The sequence below is a fragment of the Peteryoungia aggregata LMG 23059 genome (genome assembly GCF_030814435.1).
Lineage (GTDB): Bacteria > Pseudomonadota > Alphaproteobacteria > Rhizobiales > Rhizobiaceae > Allorhizobium > Allorhizobium aggregatum.
Genome location: NZ_JAUSUW010000009.1, coordinates 1 through 19,019 on the forward strand (window position 1 = coordinate 1; position 19,019 = coordinate 19,019).

Here is a 19,019-nt window from a genome sequence, read left to right on the forward strand (position 1 = left end):
CCGCCTCTCGTTCGGTGAAGCGGCTTATACGGCCACTCCCGCAAACCGTCAACAGCCACTCTTCACAAAACTGAAAAAAATCGACAAGATGTTGATAATAAATAGTTTTTTCCTTTGCGCAGAGGCCATCGGTCGCAAACGACACCATTAGTGCGTGTCCGGACGCACGAGAGCGGCGGCCGTTTGCAGCCTTGTCACTTGCCCGCATTCGCTTGCAAGCCAGGCGCTCCTTGATAGTGTCGGACTGTCATCAAGGAGTGCCCTTCCGCATGCTTATTCTCGACCCAACCCAGACCAGACATTGCCTCGACTGGGACGCCCTCATCGGGGCTCTCGCCGCCATGTTCCAAGGCGGCTGCATCATGCCCGTGCGCCATCATCACACTGTCGGCGTTCCCGGAGAAGCGGATGCGACACTCCTGCTCATGCCGGCATGGCAGCCGGGCGAGTATATCGGGGTCAAGCTCGTCTCGGTCTTTCCGGACAATCACCTGCGCTCCCTGCCGGCAATCCATGGCAGCTATCTTCTGTCATCCGGGCGTACCGGAGAATTGCTGGCGCTGATCGATGGCGGGGAGCTGACGGCGCGGCGCACGGCGGCGGCGTCCGCGCTGGCTGCGCGTCATCTCGCCCGTGACGACGCGTCGACCTTGCTCGTGGTTGGCACCGGACGTCTCTCCATCAACCTGATCGAAGCGCACAGCCGCGTTCGGCCGATCAACAATGTCCTGATCTGGGGACGGGACAGGGACAAGGCCGTGCAGGCGGCTGAAGAGGCCAGCGCCCTCGGCTACCCGGTAAACGTCGCCGATGACCTTGAAGGCGCCGCCCGTCAGGCAGACATCATCTCCTGTGCCACCCTGTCGCGCACGCCGCTGATACGAGGGGCGTGGCTGAAGCCGGGCAGCCATCTCGATCTGATCGGCGCCTTTACCAAGGACATGCGTGAAAGCGACGACGAAGCCGTTCGGCGCGCGCGCGTCTTCGTCGACACGCGCGCGGGCGCCTTCGCGGAAGCCGGAGATATCCTGCAGCCGATCGCCTCGGGTGTCATTGGCGCGGACCATGTCGTGGCCGAACTGGCCGAACTGGTCAGCGGGGCCGCGGGACGGCGGAGCCGGGAAGAAGTCACCCTGTTCAAGTCTGTCGGCGCAGCGCTTGAAGATCTCGCGGGTGCCATTCTCGCCTATCAGACCGCCCATTCGGACGCGGCGGCTTCGTGACGCCCGTGCAGCTCCCACAATTGCCAATCGCCGAGCGCCTCCCGGCGCTTGCAGAGGCGCTTGAGATCAACAACTGCGCCGTCCTCTCCGCCCCCCCGGGCGCCGGCAAGACCACACTCGTTCCTCTCTATCTCCTCGATCAGACGTGGCGGGGAGACGGACGCATCCTTCTGCTCGAACCCAGACGACTTGCCGCGAGAGCCGCAGCATCCCGCATGGCGGACCTCCTGGGCGAAGCCGTGGGGAAGACAGTCGGCTATCGGATGCGGCTCGACAACCGCGTCAGCAGCGCGACACGCATCGAGGTGGTGACCGAAGGCGTCTTCGTGCGGATGATCCTCGGCGATCCCGAGCTAAAGGGCATCGCGGCGGTGCTCTTCGACGAGTTTCACGAACGCTCGCTGGATGCCGATCTCGGTCTTGCGCTTGCACTCGATGCGCAATCGGCTCTTCGGCCGGACATCAGGATCATCGTCATGTCGGCGACGCTCGACGTCGAGCGTATCGCGTCGTTGCTGTCCGGCCCACCAGTCATCGTCAGCGAGGGACGGAGTTTCCCTGTCGAGATCCGCCACCAGGATCGGCCAACTGACCAGCGGATCGAAGATGCCGTCACCGCGACCGTGCTACGGACGCTTGCAGAAGAAGAGGGCTCGGTGCTCGCTTTCCTGCCGGGACAGGCCGAGATCCGGCGTGTGGCGGAGCGCCTGCAGGAGAAAGTTGCCAGCAACATTCTGATTGCTCCTCTCTATGGCATGCTGAGCCAGCCGGAGCAGGATGCGGCGATCCGCCCTGCACCGCCGGGGACGCGAAAGGTGGTGCTGTCGACCTCGATCGCCGAAACCTCGATCACCATTGATGGAGTGCGCGTGGTAATCGACAGCGGATTGCAGCGGCTTCCGGTCTACGAAGCCTCGACGGGGATCACGCGGCTCGAGACCGTCCGCGTGTCGAGGGCATCTGCGGATCAGCGCGCCGGACGCGCCGGCAGGACGGAACCCGGAATGGCGATCCGGCTCTGGCATGCAGGCCAGACAGCAGCGCTCGCGGCCTTCACACCGCCCGAAATCCTGGCGAGCGACCTTTCCGGACTGGCGCTGGACATGGCTCACTGGGGCGTCGCAGATCCGCGCCAGCTGCTCTTGCTCGACATGCCACCCGACGTGGCGCTGAAGGAGGCACGGCAACTCCTTATCGGGCTCGGTGCGCTCGATGAGAATCTGCAGCTGACTGCCAAGGGGCGGCGGATGCGCGATTTCGGGCTGCCGCCGCGGCTTGCAGCCATGGTGCTCGGCGCCTCCGAGCACGGCGAAGCCAAGGCTGCCGCGGAACTGGCAGTCCTTCTGACCGAACAGGGGCTGGGCGGCAACAATCTTGATCTCGACGAACGGTTGCGACAGTTCCAGCGGGACAGGGGAGAACGGGCACGCAATGCCCGCAACCTGGCCCAGAGACTGGCTTCCGGTCTCTCAAGCCCAAACGGGGACACCGGTGGGTCGCCGGTCTCTGCCGGCGCCTTGCTGGTCCATGCCTTTCCGGACCGAGTGGCGCGGCAGCGTGGCGGGCGTGGACGTTTCGTGATGGCGAACGGACGAGGCGCGGAGATTGCAGCCACCGAGCGGCTGGCCGGTGGAGAGCTTCTGGTGATTGCCGACCTCACCGGCAAGGCGGCCCAAGCCCGCGTGCTTGCCGCAGCAGAAATCACCCGTGAGGACATCGAGCGTATTCTTCCAGGTGCAATCAGCACAGCTGACGAGAGCGGCTTCGATACGGGCAGTCGTCAGGTTCGTGCCCGGCGGACGACCCGGATGGGTGCGATTGTCTTCGACGAGCAGCCCTTGCCGAGGCCAAAAGGGGCAGAGGCCGCCCTTGCACTCGCGGAAGGCGTGCGCCTTCTCGGCTTGTCTGCCCTCCCCTTTTCCAAGGCGGCCGGCCAGCTGCGACAGAGGCTTGGTTTCCTCTACAGGAGCCTTGGGGATCCATGGCCGGATACCAGCGACGAAGGGCTCGCCGCGCGGCTCGACGACTGGTTCGTTCCGTTTCAGTCCGGTGTCACGAGCTTTCAGGAGATCACGGCGAGCAGTCTCCATGAGGGGCTGATGGCGCTCATGCCACCAGGATCGCAGCGGGACCTCGACAGACTGGTTCCGACCCATTTCATGGCGCCCACCGGCCAGGCCCATCCGATCCGCTATGACGGCGACGAGCCGGTATTGCAGATCCGGGTGCAGGAACTGTTCGGCTTGAAGACCCATCCGACGATCGGCGGCGGCAAATTGCCACTGTTGCTGGAGTTGACGTCGCCGGCGCATCGACCGATTCAGACGACGCGGGATCTTCCGGGCTTCTGGGGCGGGTCCTGGAAGGATGTACGCGCCGACATGCGGGGCCGCTATCCGAAGCATCCATGGCCGGAAGATCCTGCTTCGGCAGATCCGACGACGCGGGCGAAACCCCGCAGCACCTGACAGCAAGGCAAGGAAGGCGAAGACAATGACCATGGATCTGGCAGCCAAATTCGGTCCGAGCAGCCGGCGGCTGCGTCTGGAGACCTTGGTTAAGTTGCGCTGGGTGGCGGTCGCCGGCCAGTTGCTGACGATCCTGATCGTGGCGATGTGGTTCGAGTTTCCTCTGCCACTGATGACCTGCCTCGGCCTGATCGCGGCCCTGGCCGCTGCCAATTCTCTGCTCTCCGTTGCATTTCCACCGACCTATCGGCTGGAGCCGGCCGCTGCCTTTGCCGTCCTTTCCCTCGATCTGTTTCAGATGGGCGCTCTGCTCTTCATTACTGGAGGTCTGAACAATCCCTTCGCACCGTTGATCTGCATTCCCGTCATCATCTCGTTTGCGTCGCAGCCGAGCCGTCATTCGATCGCCCTGTTCGTGACAGCATTGGCCTTCATCACGTTTCTCGCCTTCACGCCCTATCCCCTGCCGTGGTTCGAAGGGCGCACACTTGAGGTTCACCCCCTGCTCCAGGTCGGCATGTGGAGCTCGATCGTCTCGATGATGGCGTTTGCCGCCTTCTATGCCTACCGCGTCTCCCAGGAGGCGAGCCTGCTTGCGGATGCACTGACGGCCACCGAGCTCATCCTGCAGCGGGAGAAACACCTGCACCAGCTAGATGGTCTTGCGGCTGCGGCTGCGCACGAACTCGGGACACCACTCGCGACCATCAGCGTCGTGGCGAAGGAAATGGAGCGGGACCTCGGCAATGATGAGCGTTACCGTGAGGACGTGCAGTTGCTGCGCAGCCAGAGCGAGCGGTGCCGGGATATTCTTCGCCGTCTGACATCGCTCGCTACGGAAGGGGAAGCCCATATGCGCGAGCTGCCCTTGTCGTCGATGATCGAAGAGGTCATCGCGCCGCATCGAGAACTCGGTGTGACCGTGGAACTCACGGAGCTCTCGGAGCGCGCACTCGAACCAGTCGGAACCCGCAACCCGGCGATCCTCTACGGGCTCGGGAACCTGCTCGAAAACGCCGTGGACTATGCCCGATCGAAAGTGACCGTCAGCGTCGAACACACGACAGTCGATGTGACGGTGACCATCGAGGATGACGGTGCCGGTTTCTCGGCCGGGGTCTTGCAAAGAATTGGCGAGCCCTATGTAACCAGTAGGCAGAACGATGCGCGCGCAGGCGGCCTCGGGCTTGGATTGTTCATTGCGAAAACGCTTCTCGAGAGATCGGGCGCCAGCCTCCGATTCGAGAATCGCAGTCCGGAAGGATCAGGTGCCCGTGTCGTGGTGAACTGGCCGCGCGAGTATATGGAATTGGACACGTCCTTATGACTTTACCTGTATGGGCTTCACCAGCATAAGGTCGGAACCGGACTTTCTCGAACAGTCTCAGGGAATAGAAGATGGTAGAAGCAGCATCACAGGTCGCGAAATCCGCCGGCAGCGTCCAGCGGGCGGGCGACCACGATCTCGGATCAGACCCGTCCCTGCTGATCGTCGATGACGATGCCCCCTTTCTCCGTCGCCTCGCCCGCGCGATGGAAAGCCGCGGATTTGTCGTCGAGCTCGCCGGCTCCGTGGCAGAAGGCATTGCCAAGGCCAAGGAGGCGCCACCGAGCTATGCCGTGGTCGATCTCAGGCTCGGCGATGGTACAGGCCTCGATGTGATCGAAGCGATCCGCGAGCGGCGAACCGATACACGCATCATCGTGCTGACCGGCTATGGCAACATCGCGACAGCCGTCACGGCGGTAAAGCTGGGCGCGCTCGACTATCTGGCGAAGCCGGCGGACGCGGACGATGTGTATCTTGCCCTGACCCAGAGACCTGGCGAGAAGGCGGAAATCCCCGAAAACCCGATGTCCGCAGACCGAATTCGATGGGAACATATCCAGCGCGTGTACGAGAGTTGCGAACGGAATGTCTCCGAGACCGCGCGGCGCCTCAACATGCATCGCCGAACACTGCAGCGAATCCTGGCAAAGCGGGCGCCGAAGTGATTCAGGTCCCGTGAACTTGGACCGCCCATTCGGCGGTCATCAACCTTTGTGCGGCGGCCCTCGAGAAATCAAGCGTCACCGCTTTGCGGGTCGCCGGCGCAAGGCGGTGTTCAGGGGCGTCACGGAGCAAGTGCCCCGAATAGCCGTCCGACAGAAGCAAACCGCAGTCCTCCGGAAAGATCTCCAGTGGAACGCCAGGGTGGGTCGCGAAGAAGAGCCGGTCGCAGTAGCGGCGATAATCCGGCCATTTCCGATCGACCCTGAAATCCTCGATCGAGGACTTGATCTCAACAATCCAGATCTCCCCTTTCTCGGACAGGGCAATCAGGTCTGCACGGCGACCGTTGGCGAGGGTCAGTTCGGGTAAAACTGCAAAGCGCATGTCCGACAAAAGAATCTGGACGCCACGACGAATCATCATCGCGCGATCAGACTGTCGCCCGTCGATTAACGGATTATTCACCGCGATGGACACTAAGGTCATGGAAAACTCCCGTCCGCACAACCGCGCCTGTTGCAAAAAAGCAATGCAGAGTCATTTTGCATCGCCGAAGACGTTCGGCTGTAGTGCGGCACTTGCGTTGCCGAGGTTAATTCAAAATAAACCATAATCAAGGATGGTCACGAGACCATCTTCCAGCCATCACCCATGAGCTCCCAATGCGCTTCCGCAATATATTGACCGCGCTCGGCCTGGTTATGTCCATCGGCCTCGCGGGCTGTACGACAACGACTGGTGAAAACGCCGAAGTGGCCGAGACCACCAAGGTACAGATCTTCAGCGATTCCTATGGAAAGACCACCGATGCAGGATATGCCCTGCCGGCGATCCCGATCCAGAAGGTCGACAAGAAGTTCCATCGACAGATTGTAGACTACGCGACCAAGGAAAAGCCGGGCACGATTGTCGTGAATACGCGCGAACGCTTCCTTTATTATGTTCTGCCACGCGGCAAGGCCGTTCGCTATGGCATCGGCGTCGGCAAGCAGGGATTTGCGTGGGAAGGCGAAGCCTACATTGCCTGGAAACAGGCTTGGCCGACATGGCACCCGCCGAAGGAAATGGCCGAGCGCAAGCCGGAAGTGGCCAAGTATGTCGAGAATGGCATGGGCCCCGGTCTTTCCAATCCGCTCGGCGCCCGCGCCATGTACCTCTTCAACGAGAAGGGGCAGGATACGTTGTTCCGTCTGCACGGTACGCCGGAGTGGGCTTCGATCGGAACGGCCGCATCATCCGGATGTATCCGCATGATGAACCAGGACGTGATTGACCTCTATAATCGCGTCAAACCAGGTCGCAACTCCAAGGTCGTCGTTCAGCAGTAAGCTGCCGAGATAGACAGTCAGAAAAAGACCCGCCGGAGTGATCCGGCGGGTCTTTTCAATTCATGCATCCTTTGGCGGACGATCAAGCGGCAGATTTCGCCTTGAGCTCGATGCGGCGACGGTGAAGCACCGGTTCCGTGTAACCGTTGGGCTGCTCCCTGCCCTTGAGGACCAGATCGAGAGCCGCCTGGAAGGCAACCGAGCCATCATAGTCCTTGGCCATCGGAAGGTAAGCCGCATCACCGGCATTCTGTCCGTCAACGACGACGGCCATCCGCTTCAGCGTTTCGACGACCAGCTCTTCCGTCACTATGCCATGGTGCAGCCAGTTGGCCATGTGCTGGGCGGAGATGCGCAAGGTCGCGCGGTCTTCCATGAGCCCGACATTGTTGATGTCCGGAACCTTGGAGCATCCGACACCCTGATCCACCCAACGCACGACATAGCCGAGGATGCCCTGCGCATTGTTGTCGAGCTCGCGCTGGATCTCCTCCGGCGTCCAGTTCGGTCGGGGTGCGACCGGTACGGAGAGGATGTCGGCGAGTTTCGCCCGCGGGCGGGATTTCAAGCCCTGCTGGACCTCGGCGACGTTCACGCTGTGATAGTGTGTGGCATGCAGGGTCGCGGCAGTCGGCGAGGGAACCCAGGCGGTGTTGGCACCGGCCTTTGGGTGCGCGATCTTCTGCTCGAGCATGGCCGCCATCAGGTCCGGCATGGCCCACATGCCCTTGCCGATCTGCGCGTGACCCGACAGGCCGCATTCCAAGCCGATATCGACGTTCCAGTTCTCGTAGGCGGCGATCCAGGCCGCCTGCTTCATGTCACCCTTCCGGATCATTGGTCCGGCTTCCATCGAAGTATGGATCTCGTCGCCAGTTCGATCGAGGAAGCCCGTATTGATGAACACGACGCGTTCGCGGGCGGCGCGGATGCATTCCTTGAGGTTGACCGTGGTGCGGCGCTCCTCGTCCATGATCCCCATCTTGATCGTATTGGGCCCCATGCCGACAAGCGCTTCGACGCGTGAAAAGATCTCGCAGGCGAAAGCGACCTCTTCCGGGCCATGCATCTTGGGCTTTACGACATACATGGAGCCGGCGCGGGAGTTCTTGCGGCGGCCGTTCGGGCCGATGTCGTGCAGTGCAATCAAGGCGGTGATGGCGGCATCCATGATGCCTTCCGGCACCTCGTGCCCATCCTTGTCGGTGATTGCGGGATTGGTCATGAGATGGCCGACATTGCGGATGAGCATCAGTGACCGCCCCGGCAATGTCACGTTGCTGCCATCAGGGCCAGTCAGCGACACATCCTCACTCAGGGCACGGGTAAAGGTTTTGCCGCCCTTCGAGACGTCCTCTGTCAGGTCACCCTTCATCAGGCCGAGCCAGTTGGAATAGACGACGACCTTGTCTTCGGCATCGACAGCGGCAACCGAATCCTCGCAGTCCATGATGGTGGTGAGCGCCGATTCCAGGCGGCAGTCATTGATGCCTGCGGGATCGCTCTTGCCGATGACACCCGCCTTGTCGACAAGGATTTCAACATGGAGGCCGTTCTTGTGCAGGAAGATGCTGGATGGGGCAGCACCTTCCCCGCGATATCCGGTAAACTGGGCCGGGTTCGAAAGGCCGGTGATACCACCATCGTCGAGGCGGACTGAGAGCCCGCCGTTTTCGACCGAGAGTGCCGTGACCTTTTCCCAGCCACCCGCCGCAAGTGGCACCGAGCGATCGAGGAAGCCGCGCACCCAGGCAATGACCTTGCCTCCACGAACAGGGTTGTAACCCCTCCCCTTCTCCGCGCCGTCGCTTTCGGGGATTGCATCCGTCCCGTAGAGGGCGTCGTACAGGGACCCCCAGCGGGCATTGGCTGCATTGAGGGCGTAGCGCGCGTTCATCACGGGGACGACGAGCTGCGGACCAGCAATGGTCGAGATTTCCGGGTCGACATCTGCCGTCGCGATCTTGAAATCGGGGCCTTCAGGCAGAAGATAGCCGATCTCGCGCAGGAAGGTCTCATAGGCGGTCATGTCCGAGGGAGCGCCATTCTTCCGGTACCAGGCGTCGATATCTGCCTGGAGGGCATCCCGCTTGGCGAGCAGCGCACGGTTCTTGGGCGCAAGTTCATGGATGATCTTCGACAGGCCAGCGAAGAAGACATCGGCCTCTACCTGCGTTCCCGGGATCGCCTGGTTCACGATGAAATCGTGCAGGCGCATGTCGATCGAAAGGCCATGGGTTTCAATAGATGTCATGACGTCACTCCTCGCACTGATGTCGCTCTGGGTTACAGCATCGCTGAAACGCATTAGCAGTCAATCTTGCATAAATACGAAATATTATTTCCAAAATAGAAAGTCAGCTTCGGGCCGTCCTCGGTCGACCCGTTGCCGTAGCGGTAATGCGCGCCTCCACGAGCTTCCTTCGCCCCTCGATCTCAGGAGCATCATGCACCTCCGTGACGAGGAGAACGAGATCGACAGCGCCACTCGCCTCGGCCCGTTGTCGTGCAAGTGCGCTCGCACGAAAACGGGCGACTTCCAGTGCCCTGTTCTCATCCGTGACGCGCTCACTGTCGCCACCTCCGGTGACTATGAAAAGGCATTCCTCTGGCGAACTGACAGTAACCGTCACGCTGCTTCGGACCTGGCCAACCACCGCACCAACGGCATTGGCCACGTCAGCATCCCTTGGCACGGCGAAGTCGGAAGCCAGCATCTCAGCGATCGCCGGGTAATAGACACCCGCCGAGGCGCCAAGTCCGATCAGCGGCCGATCGAGCGTCAGGTTGAAACGAGCTATGCCCACCTGGCGCTTGAGAGCACGATCGACCAGCACGGATCTGGCCGGATCAATGTCGGCGAGCCCATCTTCCGCCAGAGCCGCGGACAGAATGACTTCGGCAGACTGGCGCGTCAGGCGATCAACGATCAGTTGGGCGAGTAGCTCGGGCGTCGCGGCAATCGGCTGGCCCGACCCATCCTTCTGGCGGATCGCCAACATCATGCCGAGTGCTGCCGCCTGGCGGTCCCACTGGCCCTGACGTCCCAGGACATGCATTGCGTCCGATGGGGTCAGCCCGCAGATATGGACCAGGCCCCGGGCGACCAGACGATCGAGGGTTGCCTTCTGCTGGGTAAAGCTGATCAGCTGGTCGAGCGGCAGAGGTATGGCCCCGATCTTCTGGAAAAGGGCTGCTTCCTGTGGCTGGAGACCCGCCGCGAGATGATCCGGGACACCGGTGCGGACTGCGAAGCGCCCGTCGTGGCGTCCGAGATGCGGTGCGCGCAGTTGACGCTCGAGGACACTTGCTATCGCACTGCCATGCAGCGCGGCGGCCAGACTGAGCGGAACCAGGCGTCGAGGTCCCAGCAGGATCTTTGCCGCAAGGCCACGATCGTCGAAATGGACTTCCGAGTCACCGCCGAGGCCGAAGGTACGCATGGCGACCGCTTCCACCATGGTGCGGTAGCCGCCGACAACCGCTCCGTCCTGGTCCAGACGCGGCTGCCCCGCCTCCATGACGGCGACGTCCGTGGTTGTTCCGCCGATGTCGGAGACGACGGCATCATCCAGCCCTGTCAGATGCCGGGCGCCGACGAGGCTTGCCGCCGGACCAGACAGAATCGTCTCGATTGGTCGCAGGCGGGCCTCCGCGGCCGAAATCAAGGCGCCGTCGCCCCGAACCACCATTAGCGGCGCATGCACGCCCCGCTCCTGCAGGTATCGTTCCGCAGAACCGATCAGGCGGTCGATCATCGCAACAAGACGGGCATTCAGAAGCGTGGTCAGGGCACGGCGAGGGCCGCCAAGCTTGGAAGAAAGTTCATGGCTGCAGGTAACGGGCAGGCCAGAATGCTGGCGGATGATGTCGCGCGCACGCTGCTCGTGAGCCGGGTTGCGGACCGCGAAATAGCCGGCGATCGCGAAGGAAGAGACATTGGCCGCGAGCTCGGGCAGTGCCGCTTCCAGCGCCGCCTGGTCGAAAGGTGTCTCGTTGCCATGGACATCGTGTCCACCGGCGATGAAGAGGACCGGATCGTTGCCGAGCGCCTCGCCCAGGCCATCGCGCTTCAGATCTTCAGGGCCGAAACCGATCATGATCAGGCCGGCGCGGCCGCCCTGCCCTTCCACCAGCGCGTTCGTCGCAAGCGTCGTCGACAGCGAGACCAGGCCAATGGCCGAGGGATCGATCGTCGATTCGGACAGGACACTTTCGAGCGCGCCGGAGATACCGATCGACAGGTCGTGACGGGTGGTGAGCGACTTCGCTTTGGCGATGATCCCATGCGTCTCGCTGTAGATCACGGCGTCCGTATAGGTGCCGCCGGTATCGATGCCCAGCATGTAATCGGATGTCACGCAGTCTTCCCCATAATGCCCGCCGGTCTGGCGCCGCATCCCTTATGGCACAGGCCTTACTCCGATTTCCAGCGAGGGAGCGGCAGGAAGACGCCGCTTTACGGCTTGCGAGGGGTGACACGCATCGGAAGACCGCCAGCCGGCTGGGTGGTGAGCTTCTGCACGGGCCATGGTTTCGTTTGCGGCGTCGTTTCGAACCGATACTTCTGCATCAGAACGGCAAGCGCAATCACCGCTTCCTGCAGGGCAAAGGTCGCGCCAATGCAGACGCGCGGTCCAGCACCAAATGGCAGATACTGGAAACGGCCGATCTTTTCCCGCTCGCCGGGCAAGAAGCGTGAGGGATCGAAGATCCGCGGCTTGTCCCAGTAGAGTTCATGGCGATGGAGGGTCCAGGGCATGACCAGCACGGTGGTGCCCTTGGCGATTTCCACCACCTCGCCATTCGGGGCCGTGTAACGATCATCGGCAATCGCATCGCGGTTGATCGACGGGGCCGGTGGATAGAGCCGCATGGCTTCCTCGAAGGCCGCGCGCACATGCGGCATGCGGTCGAGCCATTCGACGGGATCGGCGCCCGAGGCAATCACCTCGTCGATCTCCCGCTCCATGGAATCCCGGACATCCGGACAATGCGCCACACAATAGAGCGTCCAGGCCAGCGCGCGGGCCGTGGTCTCGTGACCGGCGCCGATGAAGGTGAGGATATTGTCCTCGATTTCCTCCGAGGTCAGGCCTTCCGGTCCCTCGAGTTCCAACAGGAGGGTGAGGAAATCATCAGGCGCCTTTTCTCGCTCAGCCTGAATGATGGCTCGGCGATGGTCCATCGTCCGACGCACGAGTTCGCGAAACTTGCGCAGCACGCCGAGACCGCGAATGCGGGTCAGGCGCGGTATCCATTTTGGCGCGCGCAGCAGATCAAGCGGATCGATGCGGCCCATGCTGTGCAAGAGGTCATCAACATCCCTGGCGAAGTCACCCTGCTCGGAGATGATGCCACCGGAGAACAGGGTTTCGGAGAGGATCGCATAGGTGAGCTCCGTCATATCGACGGCTATATCGCGGACGGTGCCTTCTGCGCCCGCCTCATAACGTTCAAGAAAGAGTTCACTTTGTTCGCGCATCTGGCGGGCGAAGCCGCGGGCATGGCGGGGCGTAAAGACGGGCGCCATGGCCTTGCGCGAGCGTTTCCAGACGGGACCTTCGGCGGTCAGCAGCCCATCGCGCAGAATAGGTCTAAGGACAAGCTGTCGGATCTCCGACATCTCGTAATTCGCCGCATTGTCGACGAGCACGTGCCGGATCAGGCCGGGATCATTGGCGATGATGGTGGTCTGACCGAAGAAGCGGGTCACGATCCAAGGCCAAGTATAGGAAGGCTGCCCCCAGAGCTCGAGGGGATTGCGCAGGACTGTCCGGATGATTTCGAGGCGACTTGGCGGGACGGTGCGCGGCACCGGGGCTGGGGGCTCAAAGGTCGATCTTCGGAGACTGCCGTCCATGTCATGCTCCCTTTGGAGCGCAAAAGCCCCCTACAAGAGTTAGAGCAGGGACTCCAACTCTTCCAGCCGATCATTGATCAACCAGCCGTAATAGTTCTCTTCCGGCCAATTCGCCGCACCGCTCGCGCGTCTGGCGGCCAAGGCCCGCGCACGTTCCTGCGAATTGCCGATGTTGAACAGCGTTGCGGTAAGGCCCGGATTTCCGGAAATGTCGACATCGGCGATCTCCCGATAATCGTCGATCGACTTGCGGATCACGGCCGCCATGAAGGCGAGCGAGATATCCGGATCCATGATCGCCTTGTAAACGCCGGCCGCATCATTTTCATCGAGCTTGGGGTAACCCGACTTCTCGTACACGAGATCCGAGAGCATCAGCGCAGTCAGCGGATTGATCTGGCCCAGACCAAATGTCTGACCGGCATAGAAGGGCTGGAAGAAGACGGCGCTGAACCGGTTGTTGGGATAGGACACTCCCCCCACCGTTTCGCCGCGGAAACGGTTCTGCCAGACGTCTTCCCGGCACGTCCAGAGACGATAGGAATCCGAATAACCGTTGCATTCGGCAAACTCGGACCGGCCGACGAAATCAGCGATGCTCTCGTCCTTGTAACCAAAGCGGAAGCTGTTTCCGGCGTAGGAGGCCGCCTTTACATAATAGCTCTGCAGACTGTCATAGGCATCGACATTGTAGGTGTGCTCACCAACGATAGCCCCGACCATATGAATAGGCGCAATGCCATAAGCGGCTGCGGTCTTCTTGATCTTGCCGACGAGCGCCGAATCGGTGCGCAAAAGGTCTCGGACCTTCTCGTACTTCAGATCAAAGCTGGTCTTGCCGGCCTTAGTGCGCCGTACCGAAGCGCCGGGGATTGCCGGCTGTTCGACATTGCGATTTCCGGACGGCACCTTCGTGTCCGCCATAACCGTTTCGGGCACAAGCACAAGCAGCGTGACGGCGACGATAAGATTTCTGGCAATGTTCAGCACGATGGGCGTCCCCTGGACAATTTGTCCGTGAACGGATTGGCGACGCAGGACGACCGTCATCCGACAGGGGCACTCCTTACATAAGCCTCACCTGCATTGTCGATATGGGCCGCTTTCACTTTCCCGATATGCTGCGGGCGAAAGCGACCCATAGATGCACAAAGATCACAGGATATAGCGGCTCAAATCCGTGTTGGAGGCGAGATCACCGACATGTTCCTGAACGTAGGCCGAATCGATCATCACGGCAGAGCCGCTCCGATCGGGCGCATGGAACGAGATTTCGTCCAGAACTCGCTCCATGACAGTCTGCAGACGACGGGCACCGATATTCTCGACCGTCTCGTTGAGCTGGACCGCCACATCGGCAAGCGCATCGATCGCGTCCTCGGTGAAGTCGAGGTTGAGTTCCTCGGTCGCCATCAGCGCCTTGTACTGGCGGATCAAGCTCGCTTCGGTCTCCGTGAGGATGCGGCGGAAATCTTCCTTGGTCAGCGGCTTTAGCTCGACCCGGATCGGCAGGCGACCCTGGAGTTCCGGCAGCAGGTCCGAAGGCTTGGAGACATGAAAGGCGCCGGAAGCAATGAAGAGGATGTGGTCCGTCTTCACCGGTCCATACTTGGTCGCAACCGTCGTGCCTTCGACGAGTGGTAACAAGTCGCGCTGCACGCCTTCGCGCGAAACGCCGGCGCCCATTGCGCCCTCGCGGGCAGCGATCTTGTCGATTTCGTCCAGGAAGACGATGCCGTCGTTCTCGACCGACCGCAGCGCTTCGCGCTGGATCACTTCATTGTCGATCAGCTTGTCCGACTCGTCACGGATCAGGTCGTTGTACGATGCCTTGACCGTCGTCCTGACCTTCTTCGTGCGGTTGCCCATGGCCTTGCCGAACATTTCCGACAGGTTGAGGATGCCGATATTGGCACCCGGCATGCCGGGGACTTCGAAACCGGGCGCACCGGAACCACTGTCAGCGACCTCGATGTCGATTTCCTTGTCGTCCAGTTCACCACCGCGCAACTTCTTACGGAAGCTGTCGCGTGTGGCCGGCGATGCGGTTGCACCCACCAGAGCGTCGAGCACGCGTTCCTCGGCGAGCGCATGGGCCTTGGCCTGCACTTCCAGGCGCTTTTTCTCACGGACAAGCCCGATACCGATCTCGACCAGGTCGCGGATGATCTGCTCGACGTCACGGCCGACATAACCGACTTCGGTGAACTTGGTCGCCTCGACCTTGATGAAGGGCGCACCGGCGAGCTTGGCGAGGCGGCGGGAGATTTCCGTCTTGCCGACACCGGTTGGTCCGATCATCAGGATGTTCTTCGGCATGACTTCGTCGCGAAGGTCTTCCGAGAGCTGCTGGCGGCGCCAGCGGTTGCGCAGCGCAATCGCGACGGCACGCTTGGCGTCATGCTGGCCGATGATATGGCGGTCGAGCTCGGAAACGATCTCGCGCGGAGAAAAATTGGTCATTCAGCTTGCTCCTCACGATGCCGCGGAGCCGCGCATCGTCTCTTGGTGTGGAATACAATCGGCAGCCGTCAGTCGGCGTCGAGGGTTTCGACCACCATGTTGTTGTTGGTATAAACGCAGATCTCGCCGGCGATGGTCAGCGCACGTGTTGCGATATCCTCGGCAGAGCGATCGGTATCCATCAGTGCGCGGGCAGCCGCATAGGCATAGTTGCCGCCGGAGCCAATCGCGATTGTGCCGTGCTCGGGCTCAAGCACGTCACCATTGCCGGTGATTGCGAGCGTGATCGACTTGTCGGCGACCAGCATCATGGCTTCGAGATTGCGCAAATACTTGTCGGTGCGCCAGTCCTTGGCGAGCTCGACGGCGGCGCGCATCAGCTGGCCAGGATATTGCTCGAGCTTCTTTTCGAGACGATCGAGCAGCGTGAAGGCGTCGGCGGTCGCGCCGGCGAAGCCTGCGATCACATCGCCGCCCTTGCCGATGCGGCGGACCTTGCGGGCATTGCCCTTCATCACGGTCTGGCCGAGGCTGACCTGTCCGTCACCGGCCATCACCACCTTGCCGTCTTTGCGTACGGTAATAATCGTTGTCATCAGTCACCTGTCACCCGCCTTGCGGGCCTTGCGGAACGGGCTTTGGGGCCCGGGTTTGTCGGTTCCTATGTAAGTGGGCTTTCAACGATTGCAATCTGCGGCAAAAGCTCTGACGCCGCCTTGCGGCAGCGCAATGTAACTTCTGGATATTTCACCGCCCTGCTGTTATGGGAGGGCCGAGATCCTCATGGAGCAGCCAAATGGCAGAGCGTAAAGGCGAAGTTTCCCGCAAGACCAACGAAACCTCGGTCTCGGTTTCCGTCCATATCGACGGCACCGGCACGGGCAAAATTTCGACAGGCGTGGGCTTCTTCGACCATATGCTCGACCAGCTCTGCCGCCACTCGCTGATCGACATGGATATCAATGTGAAGGGCGACCTGCATATCGACGACCACCACACCGTCGAGGATACGGGTATTGCGCTCGGCCAGGCGATTTCCAAGGCGCTCGGCGATCGCAAGGGCATCACCCGCTATGCCTCGATCGATCTTGCCATGGACGAGACGATGACCAAGGCGGCAATCGACGTCTCCGGCCGTCCGTTCCTGGTCTGGAACGTCAATTTCAGCGCGCCGAAGATCGGCACCTTCGACACCGAACTGGTGCGCGAATTCTTCCAGGCTCTCGCGCAGAACGCCGGGATCACGCTGCATGTGCTGAACCATTACGGCGCGAACAACCATCATATCGCCGAGACCTGCTTCAAGGCGGTCGCGCGCGCGCTTCGCACGGCAACCGAAGTCGATCCGCGACAGGCAAATCGTATCCCCTCCACCAAGGGCACCCTGGTTTAAGGGGCATCTTCCCCACAGGGGAAACTGCCACCTTGCTCCGGTTCGGACGTTGAAGCCGAATCGTCGAGCAGAAAGGACTGGACAACATGCGTGTAGCTATCATCGATTACGGATCGGGCAATCTGCGCTCGGCAACCAAGGCCTTTGAACGGGCCGCCCGCGAGGCCGGCCTTAACGCCGAGATCGAACTCACCGACAAGGCGGACCGGGTCGCGACCGCCGACCGGATCGTTCTTCCGGGTGTCGGCGCCTATGCCGACTGCCGCAGCGGACTCGATGCGGTCCCCGGCATGCATGACGCCATCGCTGACATTGTCGAGAAGAAGGGACGCCCCTTTTTCGGCATCTGCGTCGGCATGCAGCTGATGTCGTCGCGTGGACTTGAGAAGACCGTCACCGATGGTTTCGGGTGGATCGAAGGCGATGTCGTCGAGATGACGCCGTCGGATCCTTCCCTCAAGATCCCGCAGATCGGCTGGAACACGCTGACGCTAAACCGTCCTCATCCGCTGTTTTCGGGTATTCCGACGGGACCGGACGGGCTGCACGCCTATTTCGTCCATTCCTATCATCTGGCTGCGCGCAAGCCCGAGGATGTGATCGCAACAACAGACTATGGTGGCGCGATGACGGCCTTTGTCGGGCGCGACAACATGGTGGGTGCGCAATTCCATCCCGAGAAGAGCCAGGCGCTCGGCCTGAAGCTCATCGCCAATTTCCTGACCTGGACGCCCTGACGGGCACGGATACTCCCATGATCCTTTTTCCCGCTATCGACCTCAAGGATGGCCAGTGCGTTCGCCTCAAGCTAGGCGATATGGACCAGGCCACCGTCTATAACCCCGATCCTGCCGCACAGGCGCGCGCCTTCGAAGACCAGGGCTTCGAATGGCTGCATGTCGTCGACTTGAACGGTGCCTTCGCCGGTGAAAGCGTCAACGGCGCTGCCGTCGATGCGATCCTGAAGGCGACGAAGAACCCGGTACAGCTTGGCGGCGGTATCCGCACGCTGGACCATATCGAGAGCTGGCTGTCGCGCGGGCTATCGCGCGTCATCCTCGGTACGGTTGCCGTCCGTGATCCCGCTCTCGTCATCGAAGCCTGCAAGCGCTTCCCCGGCAAGGTCGCCGTCGGCATCGACGCGAAGGGCGGCAAGGTTGCTGTCGAAGGCTGGGCGGAAGCCTCCGAACTCGGCGTGATCGAGCTCGCCCAGCGCTTTGAAGGCGCTGGTGTCGCCGCGATCATCTATACCGACATCGACCGCGACGGGATCCTGACCGGGATCAACTGGGCATCGACGCTGGAACTGGCCCAAGCCGTTTCGATACCCGTGATTGCGTCGGGCGGTCTTGCCTCGATCGAAGACATCAAGCGCATGCTTGAGCCGGATGCGAAGAAGCTTGAAGGTGCGATTTCCGGTCGCGCGCTTTATGATGGGCGTATCGACCCCGCAGAGGCGCTCGCCCTGATCAAGGCTGCGAGAGGCTGAGGACAAGACCATGACACTCAAGGCCCGCGTGATCCCCTGCCTCGACGTCAAGGACGGCCGCGTCGTCAAGGGCGTCAACTTCGTCGATCTCATCGATGCCGGTGACCCAGTCGAGGCGGCCAAGGCCTACGACGCTGCCGGCGCCGACGAGCTGTGCTTCCTTGACATCACCGCATCCTCGGACAATCGCGACACGATCTTCGACGTGGTCGCCCAGACGGCCGACCATTGTTTCATGCCGTTGACGGTCGGCGGTGGTGTTCGCGCCGTGGCCGATATCCGCAAACTGCTGCTGTGCGGCGCCGACAAGGTGTCGATCAATTCGGCAGCGGTGAAGAACCCCGATTTCGTCGCGGAAGCCGCCGACAAGTTCGGGAACCAGTGCATCGTCGTCTCGATCGATGCGAAGAAGGTTTCAGCCGTCGGCGAAACGGATCGCTGGGAGATCTTCACCCATGGCGGACGCCAGCCGACCGGCATCGATGCGGTCGAATTCGCGGTGAAGATGGTCGAACGCGGCGCCGGCGAACTGCTTGTGACTTCGATGGACCGCGACGGCACCAAGAGCGGCTATGACATCGGCCTCACCCGTACCATCGGCGACAGTGTCCGCGTACCCGTCATTGCCTCCGGCGGTGTCGGCAATCTCGATGATCTGGTCGCCGGAATCCGTGATGGGCATGCGACCGCGGTTCTCGCTGCCTCGATCTTCCACTTCGGCACCTATTCGATTGCAGAGGCCAAGGCCCATATGGCCGCAGCCGGCATCGCCATGCGTCTCGACTGACGCGGAAAGGCT

General features: G+C 61.6%; 16 protein-coding genes. 9 read left to right on the forward strand and 7 right to left on the reverse strand.

Features of this window, described 5'->3' with window-relative positions:
• Window positions 1–269: 269 nt before the first annotated feature.
• The 4 genes from lhpI (at window position 270) to J2045_RS15425 (ending at window position 5,686) form a co-directional block, all read left to right on the forward strand.
• Window positions 270–1,223, forward strand: coding sequence for a bifunctional Delta(1)-pyrroline-2-carboxylate/Delta(1)-piperideine-2-carboxylate reductase (gene lhpI / locus J2045_RS15410; protein WP_307374319.1), 954 nt, complete (start codon window positions 270–272; stop codon window positions 1,221–1,223).
• On the forward strand, window positions 1,220–3,691 hold the full coding sequence (gene hrpB, locus J2045_RS15415; protein WP_307374321.1) for an ATP-dependent helicase HrpB: 2,472 nt from the start codon (window positions 1,220–1,222) through the stop codon (window positions 3,689–3,691). Before lhpI ends, hrpB begins: the two co-directional genes overlap by 4 nt.
• Window positions 3,692–3,716: 25 nt before the next feature.
• Complete coding sequence (locus J2045_RS15420) at window positions 3,717–5,018, forward strand: ActS/PrrB/RegB family redox-sensitive histidine kinase (RefSeq protein ID WP_307374324.1); 1,302 nt, start codon at window positions 3,717–3,719, stop codon at window positions 5,016–5,018.
• Window positions 5,019–5,089: 71 nt separating this feature from the next.
• Complete coding sequence (locus J2045_RS15425; protein WP_307374327.1) at window positions 5,090–5,686, forward strand: ActR/PrrA/RegA family redox response regulator transcription factor; 597 nt, start codon at window positions 5,090–5,092, stop codon at window positions 5,684–5,686.
• Between the two features lies 1 nt (window position 5,687).
• Here J2045_RS15425 and J2045_RS15430 read toward each other — a convergent pair whose 3' ends face one another.
• Window positions 5,688–6,170, reverse strand: coding sequence for an MmcB family DNA repair protein (locus J2045_RS15430; protein WP_307374330.1), 483 nt, complete (start codon window positions 6,168–6,170; stop codon window positions 5,688–5,690).
• Window positions 6,171–6,346: 176 nt separating this feature from the next.
• On the opposite strand from J2045_RS15430, the gene J2045_RS15435 reads away from it, so the two are divergent.
• Window positions 6,347–7,012, forward strand: coding sequence for a L,D-transpeptidase (locus J2045_RS15435; RefSeq protein WP_307374332.1), 666 nt, complete (start codon window positions 6,347–6,349; stop codon window positions 7,010–7,012).
• 82 nt (window positions 7,013–7,094) lie between these two features.
• Here the strand turns inward: J2045_RS15435 and J2045_RS15440 are convergent, their stop codons facing one another.
• The 6 genes from J2045_RS15440 to hslV all read right to left on the reverse strand — a co-directional run bounded on the left by J2045_RS15440 (window position 7,095) and on the right by hslV (window position 15,934).
• The gene (locus J2045_RS15440; protein ID WP_307374335.1) at window positions 7,095–9,266 is read right to left on the reverse strand and encodes a malate synthase G; all 2,172 of its coding nucleotides are present in this window, start codon (window positions 9,264–9,266) and stop codon (window positions 7,095–7,097) included.
• Between the two features lie 103 nt (window positions 9,267–9,369).
• A complete protein-coding gene (locus tag J2045_RS15445) occupies window positions 9,370–11,373 on the reverse strand; it encodes a hydantoinase/oxoprolinase N-terminal domain-containing protein (RefSeq protein ID WP_307374338.1) in 2,004 nt (667 codons plus the stop codon).
• A gap of 98 nt (window positions 11,374–11,471) precedes the next feature.
• Window positions 11,472–12,875 carry a cytochrome P450 gene (locus tag J2045_RS15450; RefSeq protein WP_307374340.1) on the reverse strand — a complete coding sequence of 468 codons (1,404 nt, stop codon included), beginning with the start codon at window positions 12,873–12,875 and terminating at the stop codon, window positions 11,472–11,474.
• Window positions 12,876–12,914: 39 nt separating this feature from the next.
• Window positions 12,915–13,799 (reverse strand): DUF1402 family protein, encoded by an 885-nt coding sequence (locus J2045_RS15455; RefSeq protein WP_307374633.1) that lies wholly within the window; start codon window positions 13,797–13,799, stop codon window positions 12,915–12,917.
• A 231-nt stretch (window positions 13,800–14,030) separates the two neighbouring features.
• Window positions 14,031–15,338, reverse strand: coding sequence for an ATP-dependent protease ATPase subunit HslU (gene hslU / locus J2045_RS15460; protein ID WP_307374343.1), 1,308 nt, complete (start codon window positions 15,336–15,338; stop codon window positions 14,031–14,033).
• A 68-nt stretch (window positions 15,339–15,406) separates the two neighbouring features.
• Window positions 15,407–15,934: an ATP-dependent protease subunit HslV gene (gene hslV / locus J2045_RS15465; protein WP_307374346.1), complete on the reverse strand. Its 528-nt coding sequence runs from the start codon at window positions 15,932–15,934 to the stop codon at window positions 15,407–15,409.
• A 200-nt stretch (window positions 15,935–16,134) separates the two neighbouring features.
• Between hslV and hisB the strand changes: the two genes are divergently transcribed.
• The 4 genes from hisB (at window position 16,135) to hisF (ending at window position 19,007) form a co-directional block, all read left to right on the forward strand.
• Window positions 16,135–16,731: an imidazoleglycerol-phosphate dehydratase HisB gene (hisB, locus tag J2045_RS15470; RefSeq protein ID WP_307374348.1), complete on the forward strand. Its 597-nt coding sequence runs from the start codon at window positions 16,135–16,137 to the stop codon at window positions 16,729–16,731.
• Between the two features lie 86 nt (window positions 16,732–16,817).
• The gene (gene hisH, locus J2045_RS15475; RefSeq protein WP_307374350.1) at window positions 16,818–17,468 is read left to right on the forward strand and encodes an imidazole glycerol phosphate synthase subunit HisH; all 651 of its coding nucleotides are present in this window, start codon (window positions 16,818–16,820) and stop codon (window positions 17,466–17,468) included.
• Between the two features lie 17 nt (window positions 17,469–17,485).
• Window positions 17,486–18,220, forward strand: a complete 735-nt coding sequence (hisA, locus tag J2045_RS15480; protein ID WP_307374352.1) for a 1-(5-phosphoribosyl)-5-[(5-phosphoribosylamino)methylideneamino]imidazole-4-carboxamide isomerase — start codon at window positions 17,486–17,488, stop codon at window positions 18,218–18,220.
• Window positions 18,221–18,230: 10 nt separating this feature from the next.
• Window positions 18,231–19,007: an imidazole glycerol phosphate synthase subunit HisF gene (hisF, locus tag J2045_RS15485; protein WP_307374353.1), complete on the forward strand. Its 777-nt coding sequence runs from the start codon at window positions 18,231–18,233 to the stop codon at window positions 19,005–19,007.
• Window positions 19,008–19,019: the final 12 nt, after the last annotated feature.

Excerpts from the sequence above, each read along its gene's own strand:
- lhpI (WP_307374319.1), top strand. The coding sequence starts at position 270 with ATGCTTATTCTCGACCCAACCCAGACCAGACATTGCCTCGACTGGGAC.
- J2045_RS15420 (WP_307374324.1), top strand. The coding sequence starts at position 3,717 with ATGACCATGGATCTGGCAGCCAAATTCGGTCCGAGCAGCCGGCGGCTG.
- J2045_RS15425 (WP_307374327.1), top strand. The coding sequence starts at position 5,090 with ATGGTAGAAGCAGCATCACAGGTCGCGAAATCCGCCGGCAGCGTCCAG.
- J2045_RS15430 (WP_307374330.1), bottom strand. The coding sequence starts at position 6,170 with ATGACCTTAGTGTCCATCGCGGTGAATAATCCGTTAATCGACGGGCGA.
- J2045_RS15435 (WP_307374332.1), top strand. The coding sequence starts at position 6,347 with ATGCGCTTCCGCAATATATTGACCGCGCTCGGCCTGGTTATGTCCATC.
- J2045_RS15440 (WP_307374335.1), bottom strand. The coding sequence starts at position 9,266 with ATGACATCTATTGAAACCCATGGCCTTTCGATCGACATGCGCCTGCAC.
- J2045_RS15450 (WP_307374340.1), bottom strand. The coding sequence starts at position 12,875 with ATGGACGGCAGTCTCCGAAGATCGACCTTTGAGCCCCCAGCCCCGGTG.
- J2045_RS15455 (WP_307374633.1), bottom strand. The coding sequence starts at position 13,799 with ATGGCGGACACGAAGGTGCCGTCCGGAAATCGCAATGTCGAACAGCCG.
- hslU (WP_307374343.1), bottom strand. The coding sequence starts at position 15,338 with ATGACCAATTTTTCTCCGCGCGAGATCGTTTCCGAGCTCGACCGCCAT.
- hslV (WP_307374346.1), bottom strand. The coding sequence starts at position 15,934 with ATGACAACGATTATTACCGTACGCAAAGACGGCAAGGTGGTGATGGCC.
- hisB (WP_307374348.1), top strand. The coding sequence starts at position 16,135 with ATGGCAGAGCGTAAAGGCGAAGTTTCCCGCAAGACCAACGAAACCTCG.
- hisH (WP_307374350.1), top strand. The coding sequence starts at position 16,818 with ATGCGTGTAGCTATCATCGATTACGGATCGGGCAATCTGCGCTCGGCA.
- hisA (WP_307374352.1), top strand. The coding sequence starts at position 17,486 with ATGATCCTTTTTCCCGCTATCGACCTCAAGGATGGCCAGTGCGTTCGC.
- hisF (WP_307374353.1), top strand. The coding sequence starts at position 18,231 with ATGACACTCAAGGCCCGCGTGATCCCCTGCCTCGACGTCAAGGACGGC.